The 15,966-nt window shown below is 32.7% G+C and carries 15 protein-coding genes; all 15 read right to left on the bottom strand.

The features are described from left to right. Positions 1 to 296: 296 nt before the first annotated feature. The 15 genes from HPY74_15085 to HPY74_15155 all read right to left on the bottom strand — a co-directional run bounded on the left by HPY74_15085 (position 297) and on the right by HPY74_15155 (position 15,735). A complete protein-coding gene (locus HPY74_15085; protein NSW91967.1) occupies positions 297 to 1,460 on the bottom strand; it encodes an N-acetyl sugar amidotransferase in 1,164 nt (387 codons plus the stop codon). 8 nt (positions 1,461 to 1,468) lie between these two features. Further along, positions 1,469 to 2,578: a DUF354 domain-containing protein gene (locus HPY74_15090; GenBank protein ID NSW91968.1), complete on the bottom strand. Its 1,110-nt coding sequence runs from the start codon at positions 2,576 to 2,578 to the stop codon at positions 1,469 to 1,471. Between the two features lie 142 nt (positions 2,579 to 2,720). Beyond that, positions 2,721 to 3,485, bottom strand: a complete 765-nt coding sequence (hisF, locus tag HPY74_15095; GenBank protein ID NSW91969.1) for an imidazole glycerol phosphate synthase subunit HisF — start codon at positions 3,483 to 3,485, stop codon at positions 2,721 to 2,723. Positions 3,486 to 3,492: 7 nt separating this feature from the next. Then, positions 3,493 to 4,071, bottom strand: a complete 579-nt coding sequence (gene hisH, locus HPY74_15100) for an imidazole glycerol phosphate synthase subunit HisH (GenBank protein ID NSW91970.1) — start codon at positions 4,069 to 4,071, stop codon at positions 3,493 to 3,495. 69 nt (positions 4,072 to 4,140) lie between these two features. Then, positions 4,141 to 5,055, bottom strand: a complete 915-nt coding sequence (locus tag HPY74_15105) for a glycosyltransferase (GenBank protein NSW91971.1) — start codon at positions 5,053 to 5,055, stop codon at positions 4,141 to 4,143. A gap of 174 nt (positions 5,056 to 5,229) precedes the next feature. Then, a complete protein-coding gene (locus tag HPY74_15110; protein ID NSW91972.1) occupies positions 5,230 to 6,552 on the bottom strand; it encodes a phenylacetate--CoA ligase family protein in 1,323 nt (440 codons plus the stop codon). After that, on the bottom strand, positions 6,549 to 7,619 hold the full coding sequence (locus HPY74_15115) for a CapA family protein (protein NSW91973.1): 1,071 nt from the start codon (positions 7,617 to 7,619) through the stop codon (positions 6,549 to 6,551). The genes HPY74_15110 and HPY74_15115 overlap by 4 nt, the downstream gene beginning before the upstream one ends. A gap of 160 nt (positions 7,620 to 7,779) precedes the next feature. Continuing rightward, the gene (locus tag HPY74_15120) at positions 7,780 to 9,024 is read right to left on the bottom strand and encodes a hypothetical protein (protein ID NSW91974.1); all 1,245 of its coding nucleotides are present in this window, start codon (positions 9,022 to 9,024) and stop codon (positions 7,780 to 7,782) included. A gap of 23 nt (positions 9,025 to 9,047) precedes the next feature. Further along, positions 9,048 to 10,259, bottom strand: coding sequence for a glycosyltransferase (locus HPY74_15125; GenBank protein ID NSW91975.1), 1,212 nt, complete (start codon positions 10,257 to 10,259; stop codon positions 9,048 to 9,050). Further along, positions 10,256 to 10,690: a WxcM-like domain-containing protein gene (locus HPY74_15130; protein NSW91976.1), complete on the bottom strand. Its 435-nt coding sequence runs from the start codon at positions 10,688 to 10,690 to the stop codon at positions 10,256 to 10,258. Before HPY74_15130 ends, HPY74_15125 begins: the two co-directional genes overlap by 4 nt. 9 nt (positions 10,691 to 10,699) lie before the next feature. Then, positions 10,700 to 11,749 (bottom strand): DegT/DnrJ/EryC1/StrS family aminotransferase, encoded by a 1,050-nt coding sequence (locus tag HPY74_15135; protein ID NSW91977.1) that lies wholly within the window; start codon positions 11,747 to 11,749, stop codon positions 10,700 to 10,702. Positions 11,750 to 11,820: 71 nt separating this feature from the next. After that, positions 11,821 to 12,831, bottom strand: a complete 1,011-nt coding sequence (locus HPY74_15140; GenBank protein NSW91978.1) for a polysaccharide biosynthesis protein — start codon at positions 12,829 to 12,831, stop codon at positions 11,821 to 11,823. Positions 12,832 to 12,834: 3 nt separating this feature from the next. Then, on the bottom strand, positions 12,835 to 14,106 hold the full coding sequence (locus HPY74_15145; GenBank protein NSW91979.1) for an oligosaccharide flippase family protein: 1,272 nt from the start codon (positions 14,104 to 14,106) through the stop codon (positions 12,835 to 12,837). A 157-nt stretch (positions 14,107 to 14,263) separates the two neighbouring features. Next, positions 14,264 to 15,196 carry an SDR family oxidoreductase gene (locus HPY74_15150; protein ID NSW91980.1) on the bottom strand — a complete coding sequence of 311 codons (933 nt, stop codon included), beginning with the start codon at positions 15,194 to 15,196 and terminating at the stop codon, positions 14,264 to 14,266. 11 nt (positions 15,197 to 15,207) lie between these two features. Further along, a complete protein-coding gene (locus HPY74_15155; GenBank protein ID NSW91981.1) occupies positions 15,208 to 15,735 on the bottom strand; it encodes an ArsR family transcriptional regulator in 528 nt (175 codons plus the stop codon). Positions 15,736 to 15,966 lie beyond the last annotated feature (231 nt).

Here is a 15,966-nt window from a genome sequence, read left to right on the forward strand (position 1 = left end):
GCTTACCTGACATACAAAATTATTAATACTACTTGTTTCTTTCGAAAAGCATCAAAAATAAAAAGCCTGAAAAATGTCCATTAGAACAAACTATCTAAAAAAAAGCCTGAATTTTGTCCATTACGCCTAATTTTTATTATTATAGGCAGTTATCAGTGAAAGAGGATGAACAAAACCAAAATGGTAATTCGTATACGAAAATATAATTCGAAATATTTGTAAAAGTAAATAACAAAGTGCATTATACTGTTCAATAACCCCTATGAATATGAATGAAAATAGGCAATACAAAATAATTATATTTGAAAGAGAAAATACTTTCTATAAACTGTACCTGGAATAATTCCAAGCCTGGTTGCAATTCTTATTGGTTGCTTAAAAAATTTTACATATGGATAATAAGATTTATAATCCATAAAAGATTTAACAGGTGTATTCATAATGTTTATAAACTCATCATGTGTAAAATCGAGTTTTTTCAAGCAATATTCAATCATCTGCTGCCCTCCTGTGTAAGGATCAATTTGAAGCTTATTAATTGCGTCAGCTCTTGACATCTGACCTGAGCGTATTAATGCAGAGTAATGAAGCTTCCGTTTATCAATATTGAACTTACGCGGAAGAATATATGACTGAAAGAAGGCAGTATACGTAGATTCATGGTGTTTTCCTCCATAATCCTTCCAATCGAGTTCGGATTTTAATTTACTAAGAATCTCTTTTTCATCATATGGCAAATAATAAAGCAAACGAATTTGTCTTATTCCCTTAAAAAATGTGTAATACAGATAATCTGATAAATACATGACAGGAAAACTTTTGAGTGGCCGCCGACCAAACCTCTCATGAATATATTTCACATATTTTCCATCCATATAAGTCCATGTTAAAGGAGTCGTGCCTTCAGTTCGGAATGAGTGGCCATGGATTATATATTTAACACCATTCTTAGAGGCCTGTTGATATAATACAGAAAATATTACCCAATCAGTAGGAACTTCAGCATCAGAAGTAGATGATTTTAAAAAAGCTCTTTGCAGATCCTTAAACTCTTCCCAATTGGCGACATGAGTATACAAATCCACATTTAATTTAGTACAAGCGTTTTTAATATTTTGAACGGAAAGTTCTGTATTCCAACCATTATCAAAATGTACAGCCAGGGGTCTTAAACCGAGTTTGACCGCACTGTATAACGTGTAAGTGCTGTCACGGCCACCGCTAACACCAACAATACAATCATAGGGTTTATTTTTTCCATCTTTTTTGATTCGTTCTACTAATCTATTTAAATTTAAGGAGTTCAACTCTGGATTACCAAACTCCTTTTCCAACTCATCATGTATTTGACAAAAAGTACAAGTTCCAGAATCATCAAATGTAATCCCCTTAACAGTTTCATCCATTACACATCTGCTACAGACTTTTCCAGGTAGGTACCGATATTTTAAAATTTCCATAATTGTAATTATTTAAAATTATATTGTAAACCAGGATTATCCTGCATCATTTGCTTACTAATCGGGTAGTTCTCAATAAACCAGTTAAAAAAAGCATATACATTGATTTTTTCAGATAGCATTTTGTCTCTTCTTGAAATAAATAAAGACCTATAATCTCTACTTCGTAATAACGATTCAATTGTAGAAAATAACTGTGCGGGTTGATCACTATGAATACCGTATGTTAATTCATAATAATTCTGGAGCTCTTCGAGCACAGAAATTTTACCCACAAAGCTGTTAAATCTGATAGAAGGAGTGCCGAGCATGCAGGCTTCAACAACCATACTTTGACTGTCAGCTATAACAAGGGATGCATATGCCATCAGATGGTGAATATCTTTAAAATCAATGTTTAGGACATAATTATATAATTCTAGTGGGAGGGTAGATTCACTAGATATGTATACTCGACCATATTTTTCTAATATTGATATTAATTGTTTTAATACCTCAACAGAAATTCCCTTATGGTTCATCTCGATATCATGACCAGCAGATAGTCTGACTAAACGAATAAGAAAATATTTCTCATCGTTAATATATTTTTTCTTAATATTAACATTCGGATGAAAAACAGCAGGATGTAAATAAGTTAATTTCTGATAACCATTATATCCGATCCTTTTATACTCGTACTTATGAACATTGCAGATTGAGGGTGCAACAATACAATCCGCAAAAGGATAACTTAGTTTACAAAAAAGCTTATTGATGGAGTAGTCATCTTCGTTAAAAACTATAGTTTTAATATTTAACAAAAAACCAACGTGCGTAATACTATAATCAGTTCCAAACATAACATCGGGTTTAAATTTAAGCGCAAACTTAAATAAGACAAACCCTTGATGCAGAATATCAATCGCCCCTTTAAATAAAATACTAAGTTTAGAGTTACCAATACGTTTTTTTAGTAATAAAATGAATTCAACATTGTCACTTTCCATTAAGGACATAAGGATATCTTTGTCTCTAACAACAAAAATAGCATCATGTCCTCTTTGTTTTAAATTAAAATATACATTTTTAAATAAATGATATTGAGCAGGATGATTTACAGCAATTATATACCGCATTATTTTAATATTGGTTTAATTGACCTCTTAATATAAAGTTAATGTAATAAAGTAAATTTTTTAAGTACACAAGGAGATTTAAACTTTAAAAATAAAGAAATAATGACATCGAATCCAATTTAAATTTTAAATAAAGTAAACTTTATAATCCATTAAATAATTTATTAATTTCAATCTTTGAAGGATAATTTATTAAAATACCTCGCTTCGCACCGTAAAAAACAAAAAAGCTACCGGCAGCTAAAGCGGAAGCCCCAGCTTTATAAGCCTGGTACATATGATTTAAACTTCCAGCACCGCATGAAGCAATAACCGGAATATTCACATTTTGAGATACAATCTTAATTAAATCTAGATTGTACCCTTGCATTACACCGTCAAAAGGGATATAGTTTAATAATATTTCTCCGGCTCCATTGTCTTCAGCCCGTTTTGCGGCCATAATAGGGTCAAGTTTAACTTTCTTTGATCCAGAATTATAACATATATAATATTTTCCGAAAATATTTCGTTTTACATCAATAGAGACAACAACACTCTGATTCCCTAATTTTTTTGCAATTTGATAGACTTCATCTGGTTTTTTGATAAACAAAGTATTCAAAATAACCTTTTCAGCGCCAGCATTAATCAGATCAATAGCTTCCTGCACGCTAGAGATACCTCCGCCAACTCCAAAAGGCATATAGGCTTCGTCCCCAATTTGTTTAACAAATTGAGTTGAAATCGTGCGGTTTTCCATAGACGCAGTAATATCCAAAATTACAATCTCATCCACCTTAAATGAATTAAAAATATAGACAGCATTCATAGGATCACCTAAATAGATAGGTTTTGAATATTTAACTGTCTTTACCAAACCATTGCCTTTAACAAGGAGAACAGGGATGATGCGAGGCCTGAACATGGGAATGCTATAATTTGATAAAACTAGAAATTAATCTAAGTCCAATATCATGGCTTTTCTCGGGATGGAATTGGAAACCAATGATATTATCATGTTCAAAGGCAGAATGAAAGGTTATCCCATAATCAGTTTCATATAAAATGTCTTTTTTTTCCATACATTTCACATAATAAGAGTGTACAAAATAAACAGTATCAAACTCGTCAAAATTATCAAAAGTAGTATTTTGTTTCACTTTTTTGATGCTATTCCAGCCAATATGGGGAATTTTCAGGCTACCCTGAGGAAACCTATGGACAGTTGCATTAACTAACCCTAGTCCTGGTAAATTTCCTTCTTCACTATATTTAGTAAACAACTGCATTCCAAGACAAATTCCCAATATTGGAGTTTTTTGATAAAGGACAACATTCAGCAGCTCATCCCCAAATCCAAGTTGCTGAATATTCTTAATTCCCTGAGCAAAGTGACCAACACCAGGAAGAACCAGTTTATCATAGTATTTAATTTTCAACGGATTATCCTCTATATGAACAGTTACATTAAAATTATTAAAAGCTTTTTGGACTGACCTAATATTTCCCATACCATAATTGATAATACATATGTTCATGGCTTAAATTATTGATTTACAAATATATAATAGTTCACTTTTCTAATGAACAAGTTTTAATACATTATTATATACATTAATAATTTTATTAGCTATTGCAGAGTGATCCAGACCTAATTCAATTAATCTATTACGACCCATTGTAGAATAGTTACTTTGAGAGAACAGAATGGCTTTTTCCAAATTATTACGATAATCATCATTAGAAAAACCTGATATAAAATGACCTGGCTCATGATCAAATAACAGCTTGACATCTCCGACGTCAGTTGATACTATTGGCCTGTTGCAGGCCATAGCTTCCTTAATGACATTTGGAGATCCCTCAGATAAACTAGACAAAATAACAACATCAGAGGCATTAAACCACAGCGGAACATTATCATGAGGCACATTCTTTAACGTATGCAATACAGCATTCTTCACGTTTAATGAGGCAAAAGCAGAGGAAGCCAACAAGAAATTCTTTTCTTTTCTTTGGGGATCTGCTGCAAACAAGACATGAATTAAATTCGGATTCCATTCTAGTATTTTACAGCAGTCATTGCGGTTCCTGGGAAAGAAAACATCCATATTGACACCATTTGGAATAACATATACCATACAAAAGTTATTAAAATCATATATCATCTTGTCAGATTTCACAATTATAGCCCTCCATTTAAATAAAACGATAAATACCTTGACAAGAAATCTCGACAAATAACTATTATTAACATCAGAACCCATTAAAGAAACAATAAGTGGCCGTGCTCCTGCCAAACTGGCAACAAAGCCTGAAAAGGAATAATGCGCATGTATAATATCATAACTATTAGTTTGTAAATGTTTTCTAAGCTGCAAGACATTCCTTAAGTATCCCAGTATACCTTTTCCTTTAATTAAATAGTTATTGACTCTGCAATTATGCAATAATAAAGAATTTACTTGATTGCCTACGATAGGAGAAATACCCAATGATGAATTACCGCTTGAAACAAAAAGAATGTTGAAATTAGTGTTATACATCAGAAAAATTAGAAAAAGATTTATCAATATTTAATGACAAAAATGATTTTAATGGTGATAAATGCATTAAATAAAAATATGAAAATTTTACTAATTAGATAGTTAATAAAACAAGCCAAAGGATTACTTATTTGCTGTGAGCAATAAATTAATCACTGGTCTGTATTTACTGCCGGGTTTTACTGGGATATCTTCACAAATCTCATAAAATATCTTCATATCAGAACCTAGTCGGTTAAATAAATCTTTATTAAGAAAGTCAAGTTCCTCTTTTTTCGGATTATCACAAACTAGTTTTATAACAATTGAATTAGGGCTGTCTTGTAAAACCTGAAATTTACGAAGATTACGTTCCTTACCTATGCTCGAATCAAAAAACAAATGCCAAAAATACGCCCAATGAAGCAATTTACCATTAGCCCCGATGATATAATCACAAGTCCTTCCTAACAAAGAAGTAATTCTGGAAGATTTTCTGCCACATTGACAAGGCGCAGACTCCATAATAGCTTGATCACCATTATGATATCGGATAAATGGCATTGAATAATTATCCAAATCAGTAATTAATAACTCATTGTTTTCTATAGTTTCTAAAATAACATGTTCTTCAGTAACATGCATCCCACTGTGTGCACTACATTCATATGCAATTCCCCCAATTTCGCCACATCCGTACTGATCAAATGAATCAGCATTAAAAACCTCTTTAAAAAGAATTCGGTGTTGGTTCATCAGAGGTTCGGCAGTAGTTGAAATAGTAGTAATATCAAACGATAAACCCAATTTACGCAAATCTAATGCGAAATTATACAAAAATTGGGTATAACTCCGAATATATTTATAATTGTATGTTTGTAAACTATTTATAATATTCCGTACGTTCTCTTCACCATTATCATATATATTAAAAGAATGCTGATTTAATAAATAATTTATAATTTTCGTTTTTATAGTCCCAAGAAAGGAGTGATCTAAAACATGCCCCCCCATTAGGATTAACTTTGGCGAATTATAAGGAATTCCAATGAAATCCGTAAGAAATCTCATATAAGATGCCCATACAATAGTCCTTGTACGCAAATCATTTCTTTTTAGCAAAAGGTTTCCTGTTGTGCCACCAGTCATTGATTTATTTACGCCTGAGATATTATTTATATTTTTTGGAATAAAATCAAGATAATTTTCTTTAATTATTTCTTTCGTAACAATAGGGAAGACTTTAATGTCATTTATACTCCGAATATCATCAATTGATATACTGTTGCGTAACATATAATCCCGATAGAAAGGGACATTATTGTAACAATGTGATATTAGTTGCTTTAATTTTTCTAATTTCAACTGAGTAAAATGGGAATCATCATACCACTGGGATTCACGTAAGAAAGAATAATTTTCGGAAATTTTAAGTCCACTAAATATCTCAAATACATATGTCTTCATTTATGAAAAATTTTATTAGTAATCCTACGTTTTAAAGAAAAATATAATCGCTCAAGTTTAACATATAATGTTAAATCTGATCGTTTTATAAAAAAATATAATGGCAAAACATATTTTAAATGAATAAAATAGAAATACCAAATAATACTTATGCGCCTAAGCAAATAACTAAATATAAAATTATGAATATTATGCCAATATTTATAATGCGGTGTTTTACTGTAAAAAGATTTATTATTGAAATAATAGTTAATATCAAATTTATAATTATTTAATTGGGGAGAACAAGAAAAATCAACACTAAGAAGAACTGTGCGCATACGCCTTTTGGGCATTGGATGATATATATTATCAAAGAAAAAGTTGGAGAAACAAAAATTTCCTAAACTATAGAAAATGTATTTGCCTTTGTACTTCTCGTATGGTTGAATTGTATGAGAATGGTGACCAATTATTAAATCTGCACCTCCATCTATAAGTTTCCTGGCAATAACAGGTTGCATACGATCAGGAAACAACCCGCCTTCAATGATTCCGCCCCAATGTATTATAAAAACGATAAAATTAACTTGGTCACGATATACCTTAATAAGACGTGTAGCCTCCTCTATATCTAATACATTTACAGCAATTTTAGTATGATCAGGTTTGCATATATTGGTATCCTTTGTAACAAAGTTAAATAATGCTACCGATACATTATTCTTTTTTAAAATTAAGGGAGACACATCTGGTTTAGAATTATACGAAAAGCCAATAGTGTAAATATTATGTTCCTTTAAAAAATTCAAAGTTTTATCAATACCATCATCCAAATGATCATAAATATGGTTATTCGCTAAACAAGCAACATTTAATTGAATGCTAAGCAAATATTTTAGGGCTTCTCTTGTAGTATATAAGCGTGGTTTTTTATAAAGGTTCTCACCATCCGAACCTGACAGGAGGCATTCTAAATTTCCGACGACAAAATCAGCATTAGATAATTCATCTATTAAATTTGCAAATGGATTGACGCTATTATTGATTAAGTCTATATAGTCACCATTTAAAGCTATATCACCCAAGAAAATCAGTCTCATAATTAAAAATTAAGGTCATAATCATCTTGATAATAACTTCTTATATATCAAAACAAAATAATTGTATATATATATAGAATTTATAACTCGACAAAAGTAAGTGTCTTACAAAAAGATTAGTTTTTAAAAATTGCCATAGACTTAATTATACAGGTTTACGCAGATAGTTCAAGTGATATCTGTAACCCGTAAATATCCCAAGCAAAAGCAAAGAAAAGAAAAATAACAAATCATGAATATTGAAAGCAAAGAGAGCAATAAGATATAACAATATATAAACGTACTTTAAACTGGCATTGAAAACATCACGTATAATATTTCCACCTCGATTTAAAAATAAGCCAAGGATAAAAACACCGAATAATCCATAATTTGAGATTATAGAAGCCAGTCCACTAATTATAGCAGCATAGTCCTGACCGAAAGAACCAAAAGAATATTCGCGTAAACCTGAAATACCCAAAATAGGACTTTTAAAAAAGTTTTTTTGAGCAATAATAAAGCCGCCAAAACGACCAGCACTAAAAGATGTTTTACTTCTTGCTGCAGAGTTTAATTGATATTCAATGGTTTGACCTACAGAATAAAGCTCCTTAATTTTAGAATATAAAAAGTTCGTCTCGAAAAAGACGATTAGAAAAATTATAAGGAAGATAAAATAAAAAAAAGGCTTATTTAATTGATTTATTTTTTTACTAATAGCTAAAAAAGTAAGAAAAATAACAAACAACATAAGATAACCAGTTGTAGAGAAGGTAGTCAGAAGCGCTAATATAAATATAATGCTTTTTGTAGTTAAGAATTTTGCAAAATGGGTACGAAGATAAAAAAATAAAAGTGCAAAGGCAACAAAAATAGAAAAAGGACCAGGCTCCCAGGTAAAACCGCAGTTTCGAATCATTTCACCAGGGTAACGTAAAATAGTATAAACAACAATATTAACGTATCTAACAGAAATAATATCCGAAAATAATCCACCACTTAAATTTATTTTACTCAGGATTGAAAAAAGAGCATTACCAGCTAAAACTTCAACAAAAAATAGTATTAAGCTAATAGCGGAGAGAACAAAAATAATTCGTTCAAATTGGTATAACAGTTCTTTTATAGGAAGTAAGTTTAAAAAAACAAAACTTATGTATGCATATATAACAATCCTAAAAAATAATAAATAATTAAGATATCCATTTACCAAATAATTTGATAAAAAATAAAGGGACCAGATAATGATAAATTGAATAAATGACTTTGTCAATTTTAGTTTGAAAATAAAACTATATACAATACTAATACCAAAAAGTATTAGTATGGCATTCGTACTTCTAATAAAAGTATTTCCCGCGCCTGAGAATATAATAACTAAAAATATAAATATAGATTTCAGTAACATTTTAATTTAACCTTGAATAAATATCAAATAATCAAAGATTCAATAAATTGTAATAATCCGTTTGAATACTTTATAGAATCAAACAATTGATACGCAATTTTTTTCCCTTCTGCACCAATTCTTATTCTTTGCTCATCCGGTAAGGATAAACATGTATTTAATTTTTCATAAAGTGATAATACATTTCCAGGTTCAGCAACAAAGGAATTTAACCCATCCGTAAGGAATTTTGGGATAGTACCAACTCCAGTAACAATTACGGGTCTTTGCGAAGCAAGATATTCTCCAAGTTTATAAGGTAAACTTACAGTATTTCTGATAGAAACAGGACTTGCCAGGACAAGGGCTATAGAACTAATCAAAAACTGAGGAACGTCTGTATTTGGTATTTGTCCTACAAACCGAACCTTCAAATCCAAATTATAGCTTTTGACTTTTTCCTGGTAATATCGGAATAGTTCTTCGTTACATCGTCCAATAAGGAATAAGTGTAAATCAGGATATTTATCTTTTAGCAAATTAAAGGCTTCGATAAGCAAATCAATACCATCGTACTTACTCATATTGCCAGCATAAGCAATATATTTAACATTAGTAATATCTTGATATGTAATTTTTACGTTTTCAAATCGGCTAAAGTCAATTGTATTAGGTAAAATATATAGTTTGGCATTATGTCTTACATATTTTTTATAAAAATCTAATAAAGATTCTGTTTCAACTATTAATCCGTCAAAAAGCTTGTATAGAAGAGAAATATATGCATTCAGATAAATGTATATAATTAATCTCCTGAGAATAGTATCATTATTATTTAGATGATAGGGTAATTCGCTTCTTTCCATTACTAATTTTATCCCAGAAAAGCGAGAAGCTAAAAAGTAAATCAATATATCGAAAAAAGATCTTGTATATAAATATACAACTGCATTCCTCCTATATCTAAAAATATATTTCATGGAAAAAAAATATCCAATAATGCAAAAGGCAATCTTTGCCATATAGGAGGTATTTAGCCTCGGCCAAACCGTGTGACCAGAAGGGTAAAAGTATAAAACACCCTGATATTTCCCAACTATTCTATTATCATGAGATCCAGGATAGTTCTTCGTTGGTTGAATACAATGGATTACGGTATGATGCGCCTTTGCGAATTCTTTTGCATAGGATAAAATACGGTTTGCACCTACACCCCCGTAAGGGAAAGGACCTCTAAAAACAATGTGGATATTCATTTCGCCAAAATAGTGTTATCAAAATCAGGATAAGTTCGGAAATGAAAGGTATCGGGATCTTCATCCGAATGCTGTGTCGAGCCATAGGAAACAATAATAGCCGGAATTGTGCCCGTATTGATTAATGCATGCGAGGTACCAGGGCCTGCAAAAATTAATTTTGGTTCTTTGTCTGAAATTTTATAGGCAGTGTTAATACCATCCATAGTGGTCAAAAGAATTATTGCCTCACCATAAGCACATGTAAACCATTCCATTTTATGAAGGTGATAATGGTCACCCCGGCGTTTTCCCGGCATTATACTAAATGTGTAAATTTGCCCACCACAAGGAATATCAAGATCTTTAAAACGGATTATTTCAAATAGAGTGCCCCGTTCATCAGAGTGCGGGGTAAGGTCAATTACTTCAAATGGTTTATTCCAATCCATAATGAATGGCTAATTTTGATAAAATTTCTTAATAAGATCAACAATATAAACAATATCATCCTCCGTAACCCACCAGCCACAGGGTAGAGATAATTCATGCGATTCGAAATAATCTACACCAGGTAATGCCCGTCGAGAATTCTTAAAAATAGACCATTTGTCATTCCTTGGGTGCACTAACATGGCTCCAACTCCGTTAATTCTCAAATATTCAGCCAATTCATCTCTTCTTTCAGCTAATAATACATATGTCCAGTAACTGGAATATGACAACGGATTTCGATTTAGAAGCCGAATATTAGGAACGCCTTCTAGAAGCCGGGAATATAAAAGACCATTAGCATTATGTTTAGCAACTATGTCGTTTAAATGTTTAATTGCCTCAAGACCAATAGTAGCTGAAATATCATTCATATTAAATTTATATCCAACTTCAGTTATATCCCCAAGCCACGGATTCCCAATCATATTATCATGATCAACACCAAACCATTTTAATTTCTTGGCTTGCTCAAATAAATTGCTATCCTTTACAACCAATGCCCCGCCATCTCCTGTAGTAATATGTTTTATGGCTTGAAATGAAAAGGCTGTAAAATCCCCAAAATTTCCAATATATTTATCGTCATATTTGGCTCCAAGAGCGTGCGCCGCATCTTCAATAATATATAAATTATACTTTTTGGCAATGTCCATAATTTCATACATATTGTCGATATCGCCATCCTTATGAAGAAGCAAAATTGCTTTAGTTTTAGGATTAATGAGCTTAACCAGGTCATCCGGATCACTCAGGCCAGTTTCTGGATTCACATCTATCCAAACAGGTTTGGCACCTAAGTACAATAAAGGAACATTTGTAGCTATACTTGTTAAAGGCGTTGATAAAACCTCATCTCCAGCTTTAACCCCTGCAAGAATATATGCAATCAAAAGAGCAGAGGTGCCTGAATTCATCAAGACTACATTAGGATTATTTATATAAGAAGATAATTCTTCTCTAAAAGCTTTTGTTTTTGATCCTTCAGCAATATAACCACTAAATAGGGTTTCTTTCATTGCCTCGACAATTGTGTCTGGCATAAAGACTTTGAACAAAGGAATTTTTTTCATTTAATGGTTTTTTTTTATTAATAATCGACTTCAGTGTCTTTCGCAATAAATTCTAAAGAGGATAGTAAATGAATCGTTTCATCAAGAGATAAACGCTTTGTATTATGGCTGGTATATTCTTCAGCTTTAGCAGTTTCAATTATTCCTGAAGACAAGTAACGTTCATAGTTTAAATCACGCATATCAACATTTATTCTGTAATAATCACCAAGATCATCTGCCCTAACAAGCTCTTCACGGTTCACCAAGGTTTCATATAGTTTTTCACCATGTCTCGTACCAATAATAACAATATCATTAGATGCATTATAAATAGCTTTTAAGGCTAATGCAATGTCCATAACTGTTGATGCAGGAGATTTCTGAACAAAGACGTCTCCAGGCTTACCATTTTCAAATGCAAATAAAACAAGGTTAACGGCCTGGTCAAGACTCATCATAAACCTGGTCATGTTAGGATCCGTAACAGTAATAGGTTTATTTTCTTTAATTTGTTTTATAAATAAGGGTATAACCGAACCTCTACTTCCCATGACATTACCATATCTGGTACCACAAAATACAGTATTAACAGAATGCCGGGAATGAGCAATCATCACTTTTTCCATCAAAGCCTTTGTCATACCCATAGCATTTATGGGATACACAGCCTTATCAGTACTTAAAACAATAACTTTTTTTACATTACATTTTTCGGCAGCTCTTAAGACATTATCCGCACCCATAATGTTTGTTCTAACAGCCTCCATTGGGAAAAACTCACATGAGGGAACCTGCTTGAGTGCTGCAGCATGAAAAACAAAATCCACCCCATCCATAGCTGCTTCAATAGAGGAATAATCCCGAACATCTCCAATAAAGAACTTCACTTTTGGATTCTTAAGTTTAAGCCGCAGATCTTCTTGCTTTTTTTCATCCCTACTAAAGATCCGAATTTCTTTAATATCAGAAGATAAAAACCGATTAAGAACAGCATTCCCGAATGACCCTGTGCCTCCTGTAATCAATAAGACTCCATTTCTAAACATAAGCTATGACTTTTGAAATTTATTATAATAAAATAATATTGTTGAAATATAAACTATTCCAGCCAATAAATATGAATAGGCAGCCCCAATTTCTCCAAAATATTTCACAGTAATAACATTCGTACATAAAGTTGTAAAGCCAACAATTATGGAGGAATTCCTAAGCGCAACCCCATAACCATTTGCAGATAAAAACCTACTAAAAAAATCCGATACACCGTATAAAAAAACACCAATGCTTGTAAAATAAAATAAATCAACTGATCTCATAAAATCAGGATTATAAAAATAATAGACAAAAATTGGGACAATGGCCCACAGAGTAAATAAAAGAATACAAGATAAACTGAAAGTTAAAAACAAAAGTCGTTTAGGGATTTTATTGTAATTGGCAAATTCCTTATAATGAGTAGTTGCAATAATAGCAGGAATGAATGATAATGGACTAGATAAAGTAACTGATAAAGTATAATAACCTACACCTTTATTATTTAAACTAAAATAACTTATAATAATAGGACTGAGTTGCATAAATAAGGTTGACAATAGATTTCCAAAATATACATGAATACCAAAAGTCTTATTAACATTAATAATAAACTTTACTTTATCAAATAAGTGATTAAAAGAGAGATGAATATTAAACAATACAATGAAGTAAATAATTATCTGTGAGATAATTAAAGAGTACCATACTAATAAAATGCGATTAATTGGATTTAATCTTGTATGTAAAGAAAAGAAATAATAAATAAAAAGTAAAACAAAAAAAATAATTTTTGGAATGTACCTCGTTATTACTAGTTTATCGATTCTATTATCAGCCATAAGTAGAGTTTCAAAATATTGACTGAGTAAAAAGACAAAGCCAAATGGAATAAAATAAAAATATATGGTATTTAAATTTTTCTCTAGTAAATTTTGATCAAAAATATAGTTTAAAAAAAGAACGATAGTCAATAAAATGTATAGAAAAATTAAGACAACTAACTGAGCACCATATAATTCTTTGATTTGTTGTTCACTTTTGGAAATAACAATTGCTCTATTACCCGCCTGAAAAAAACCTAAATTGATGATAATTATACCAACATTAAACAAAGAGTTAAGATACATATAATCACCATAAAGTTCAGAACCTAATAAATTAGTAATTAAAATATTTATAATAAAACTAAGAGGAATGTTTAAAACATTCCATGTAAGTAAACTGACTATCTGTTTATTTTTAATACCATATTGGATACTATTTATTATTGAGGAGAATTTAAACATTTACGATTGATTATCAAATAATTTTAATACAGTTACAATAATAAATTAATTATCATTTAGAAATTAATGCTAAATACAAAAACATATTTTGGATTTTAAACGAACCCGTCTGTAAATTTAAACCAGTAAAAAAAAATATAGCACCCATCATTCCCTATTAATACAATAAATTATTACATATTTTTTCCAAGCCTTCCCTAAACTTCACTTTCACCTCAAACCCGAGCTTTTGTTTTGCCTTCTCTATTCCTGCCAGAGAATGTCTTACATCGCCGGGGCGGGGGGGCTGAAAGATAGGTTCCACCTGTGTACCCAAAATTTCGTTTATGGTGTTCACCAAATCTAATAAAGTATATCGTTCACCGCAGGCAATATTAAACACTTCACCCGCAACACCTGGGGCAGTGCAGGCCAACAGGTTGGCTTCTACATTGTTGCTCACAAAGGTGAAATCGCGGCTCTGGGTACCATCACCGTATATAACCGGCCTTTTGCCTTCTTTGATAAGCTTGATAAATTTGGGTATTACGGCACTGTATTGGCTGGTGGGATCCTGGTTGGGACCAAAAACATTAAAGTATCGTAGGGCTACGGTCTCCAGTCCATAGAGTTCATGGAAAATCTGGCAATAACGTTCGCCGGAATACTTGGTGAGTGCATACGGAGAGAGCGGAGCTACCGGCATGGTCTCCACCTTGGGCAGGGACTCGCTGTTGCCATACACCGAAGAAGAAGAGGCAAATACCACCCTTTTCACCCCAAACTCTCGGGCTGCCTCCAGGATATGTAAGGTGCCGTTGATGTTTACCTCGTTGGAGGTTATGGGGTCTTTGATGCTGCGCGGTACACTGGGCAATGCTCCCTGGTGAAGAATATAATCGCACCCGCGCACCGCATCGCGAACAATATGAAACGAGCGGAGGTCTCCCTCTATTACTTCCAGATTAGGATTGCCCATGAAAGGCAACAGGTTTTCGCGTTTACCTGTCGAGAAATTATCAAGTACGCGCACTTGTTCTCCGCGCTCCAGGAGTTCCTTTACGATGTTTGAGCCTATGAATCCGGCACCGCCGGTAACCAGATATTTCATTAATATTATAATTAGGGTTTGTAAATAAGCAATTTATCCGGTATGTTTTCCAGTACGGCCGGTGCACTCTCCGCAGGGGTAATAGCATAAGTTATCTTACGGGAGATAAGTTGGCCGGCCTTGTTTACGAGCCGGTTGAGATAGTCTATGTCAATGGAATCGGATACAATTAAAAGATTTATGGTGTCGGAATTGATACCTCTGGCCAGTTGTCCGGTGAGATAAACTTCCTTCACATCTCCGAGTTTTGCAAGTACTTCCTCTACGAGTTTATCAATACCCAAATACTTCCTGATAATGTTATTTATATCCGGAAAAAGGGGATGGCTGGTATTGGCCTTATATACCTTTCGGTTGGCCATCATCTCTGAAGTCAACAACCCGGCTTCCTCCAAACGGTTTAGCTCCACCCGGATAGCATTGGTACTTTCTCCGAATTCGTCCTCGAGGTTGCGCAAATAGGATGATGTGCTTGCATTGAGGAAGAAACGAAGCAGGAGTTTTAGGCGGGTGCGGGATGTGATGAGGGCGTCAAGCAAAGGGTTTCGAGTTTCAAGTTCCGGGTTTCAAGTTTCAGGTTCCGAGTTCAAAGTTCCAAGTTTCAGGTTCCAAGTTCAGGGTTCCAGGTTTCAGGTTCCAAGTTCAGGGTTCCAGGTTTCAGGTTCCGGGTTCCAAGTTCCGAGTTCAAAGTTCCAAGTTTCAGGTTCCAAGTTCAGGGTTCCAGGTTTCAGGTTCCAAGTTCAGGGTTCCAGGTTTCAGGTTCCGGGTTC

It is taken from the genome of Bacillota bacterium (assembly GCA_013314855.1).
Taxonomy (GTDB): Bacteria; Bacillota; Clostridia; order Acetivibrionales; family DUMC01; genus Ch48.

Excerpts from the sequence above, each read along its gene's own strand:
- HPY74_15085 (NSW91967.1), bottom strand. The coding sequence starts at position 1,460 with ATGGAAATTTTAAAATATCGGTACCTACCTGGAAAAGTCTGTAGCAGA.
- HPY74_15110 (NSW91972.1), bottom strand. The coding sequence starts at position 6,552 with ATGAAGACATATGTATTTGAGATATTTAGTGGACTTAAAATTTCCGAA.
- HPY74_15090 (NSW91968.1), bottom strand. The coding sequence starts at position 2,578 with ATGCGGTATATAATTGCTGTAAATCATCCTGCTCAATATCATTTATTT.
- HPY74_15135 (NSW91977.1), bottom strand. The coding sequence starts at position 11,749 with ATGAAAGAAACCCTATTTAGTGGTTATATTGCTGAAGGATCAAAAACA.
- hisH (NSW91970.1), bottom strand. The coding sequence starts at position 4,071 with ATGGGAAATATTAGGTCAGTCCAAAAAGCTTTTAATAATTTTAATGTA.
- HPY74_15150 (NSW91980.1), bottom strand. The coding sequence starts at position 15,196 with ATGAAATATCTGGTTACCGGCGGTGCCGGATTCATAGGCTCAAACATC.
- HPY74_15120 (NSW91974.1), bottom strand. The coding sequence starts at position 9,024 with ATGTTACTGAAATCTATATTTATATTTTTAGTTATTATATTCTCAGGC.
- HPY74_15130 (NSW91976.1), bottom strand. The coding sequence starts at position 10,690 with ATGGATTGGAATAAACCATTTGAAGTAATTGACCTTACCCCGCACTCT.
- hisF (NSW91969.1), bottom strand. The coding sequence starts at position 3,485 with ATGTTCAGGCCTCGCATCATCCCTGTTCTCCTTGTTAAAGGCAATGGT.
- HPY74_15145 (NSW91979.1), bottom strand. The coding sequence starts at position 14,106 with ATGTTTAAATTCTCCTCAATAATAAATAGTATCCAATATGGTATTAAA.
- HPY74_15140 (NSW91978.1), bottom strand. The coding sequence starts at position 12,831 with ATGTTTAGAAATGGAGTCTTATTGATTACAGGAGGCACAGGGTCATTC.
- HPY74_15125 (NSW91975.1), bottom strand. The coding sequence starts at position 10,259 with ATGAATATCCACATTGTTTTTAGAGGTCCTTTCCCTTACGGGGGTGTA.